The following is a 2,256-nucleotide window of genomic DNA, read 5'->3' on the forward strand; positions in this document are numbered from 1 at the left end:
GGTGACAAGGCGGTCGGGTCAGCAAATCATCTAGTTGGAGCCGATACATCCTCATGTTGAATCGTCACCTGCGTGTCACCTTGGAGAGATTAAAAACTTCGATCGGCGGTATCCTTTTGACTGTCATTATCAACTGCATTACTCGTAGTTCATCAACGTCGCTTGTTAGTAGGAGTAGCCGGGCATGATGATCTTCGACAGAGATGACGTCACCTTCACCGTCGTCGTGAATCACGAAGAGCAATATTCGATCTGGCCGACGTTCAAGGACATCCCGAACGGGTGGACGGCCGTCGGCGTGACCGGAAGCAAGAAGGAATGCCTGGACCATATCGAGCAGGTGTGGACCGACATGCGGCCGCTCTCGCTGCGCAAATTTATGCAGGACAACGCTCTCGCATCAGCCGAATCCTGACGCGAAGGAGATCGCTGCGATGCAGCTCATCTGTTTGCCCTATGCCGGCGGCAGCGCCATGGTCTATGCGCGCTGGAGGAGAGGTCTTCCGTCCTGGATCGAGGTCCAGCCGCTGGAGCTGCCAGGACGGGGCGCGCGGATGGATGAGCCACTGCAAACGGATGCGACGGCGTTGGTCGATCAGCTCGCGTCCGAACTGGTCGGGACGCCGTTGGCGGAGCCTTACGTCCTGTTCGGGCACAGCCTCGGCGGCTTGCTCGCCTTCGAGCTCGCGCACAGGCTGCTCGCGCTCGGCGCACCGAGGCCGCACATGCTGCTCGTGTCCGGAACGGAAGCGCCGGCCGTGCGCGACGGCAGCCGCTGGCGCGAGCCGCTCGGTGACGCCGCATTGCGCGAGGAGCTTCTCAGGCTGAACGGCACGCCGCCGGAGGCGTTGCAGAGCATGGAGATCATGCGCGGCACACTGCCGATCCTGCGGGCCGATTTCCTGATGTGCGGGAACTACGTGTATCGGCGGCGCCAGCCGTTGCCGTGTCCGCTGCACGTGTTCGGCGGAGAGCTCGACGAAACGCGTGCCGAGGCACTGGAGGCATGGCGGGCCGAGACCTCCGGCACGTTCGGCCGCGACATGCTGCCGGGCGACCATTTCTTCATCCACAGCCAGCAGGCGGATCTGCTGAAGCTCGTTGCCGCATTGCTGGTACGTCGGGCATGGCCGGAGCCCGCCGTTGCTCGCGCGGGGCCTTGAGCGGCGCGTCGAAAGCAGGACCCAGCCGGAAAAGCCGGCTGGTGAAGAAACTTCGATGCTGAAATCGACGGGAGACGGGGAGAAGTCATGTTCGCAATACAATCTAAAGTAGAACAAGAATCGCTGCCGTTCCTTCTGCGGGCCAGCCGCACGCAGCAGCCGCTGATGGAGGCCGTCAGCGAGGTCCGCGACATGATCGAGCGCCAGCTCTACGCGTGCGGCGGAATTCTCTTCCGTGGCTTCCATCTCGACGGCGCCGAGGCGTTCAGGAGCTTCGCCGCGAGCTTCGGCCATCCGCTGCTGTCCTATGAATTCGGCTCGACGCCCCGATCGCAGGTCAGCGCCGGCGTCTACACCTCGACCGAATATCCGCCGCACCAGAGCATCCCGCTGCACAACGAGCAGGCCTATACGCGCGACTGGCCGATGAAGATCTGGTTCTATTGCGAGCAGGCGGCACAGCAGGGCGGCGAGACGCCGGTCGCCGACAGCCGGTCGATCCATCGCGACATTCCGGCCGCGATCCGTAACCGCTTCGCCGAGCGGGGCGTCATGTATGTTCGCAACTACGGCAGCGGACTCGATGTCGACTGGCGACAGGTGTTCGGCACGGAGTCGAAGGCCGAGGTCGAGGCCTATTGCGCCTCCCATGCGATCGCCTGCGAATGGAAGGATGGCGACGAGCTGCGGACGCGGCAGGTCTGCCAGGGGACCGCGGTGCATCCCGTGACCGGGGACATGGTGTGGTTCAATCAGGCGCATCTGTTCCACGTCTCCAGCCTCGCACCCGAGGTGCGGGAAAGTCTTCTCGACATCGTCGGCGATCCGCTCGAGCTGCCGCGCAATGCGTTCTACGGCGACGGCTCGCCGATCGAGGATGAGACGCTGGCCACGGTCAGAGCCGTGCTCGACCGGCATAAGATCGTCTTTCCCTGGCAGACCGGCGACGTCGTCATGCTCGACAACATGCTGACGGCGCACGCGCGCGAGCCGTTCAAGGGGCCGCGCAGGGTGATCGTCGCGATGGCGCAAGCCCATCGCGTGAATTGAGCCTGCGCGATCGATCCTCACATTGTTATCGGACCTTCGGAAG

The 2,256-nt window shown here is 63.4% G+C and carries 3 protein-coding genes; all 3 read left to right on the forward strand.

Annotation, left to right across the window (positions count from 1 at the left end):
- Positions 1–184: 184 nt before the first annotated feature.
- On the forward strand, positions 185–415 hold the full coding sequence (locus QX070_RS23525) for an MbtH family protein (protein WP_315739513.1): 231 nt from the start codon (positions 185–187) through the stop codon (positions 413–415).
- A 19-nt stretch (positions 416–434) separates the two neighbouring features.
- Entirely contained in the window at positions 435–1,163 is a 729-nt protein-coding gene (locus QX070_RS23530; protein WP_315739514.1) for a thioesterase II family protein, read from the forward strand.
- A gap of 87 nt (positions 1,164–1,250) precedes the next feature.
- The gene (locus QX070_RS23535; protein WP_315739515.1) at positions 1,251–2,213 is read left to right on the forward strand and encodes a TauD/TfdA family dioxygenase; all 963 of its coding nucleotides are present in this window, start codon (positions 1,251–1,253) and stop codon (positions 2,211–2,213) included.
- Positions 2,214–2,256 lie beyond the last annotated feature (43 nt).

Origin of the sequence: Bradyrhizobium sp. SZCCHNR1093, from assembly GCF_032381175.1 — a bacterium.
In the GTDB taxonomy this organism is placed as follows: Bacteria; Pseudomonadota; Alphaproteobacteria; order Rhizobiales; family Xanthobacteraceae; genus Bradyrhizobium.

What these genes read in the sequence shown, in the direction of transcription:
- QX070_RS23525 (WP_315739513.1), top strand. Translation starts at nt 185, where the DNA reads ATGATGATCTTCGACAGAGATGACGTCACCTTCACCGTCGTCGTGAAT.
- QX070_RS23530 (WP_315739514.1), top strand. Translation starts at nt 435, where the DNA reads ATGCAGCTCATCTGTTTGCCCTATGCCGGCGGCAGCGCCATGGTCTAT.
- QX070_RS23535 (WP_315739515.1), top strand. Translation starts at nt 1,251, where the DNA reads ATGTTCGCAATACAATCTAAAGTAGAACAAGAATCGCTGCCGTTCCTT.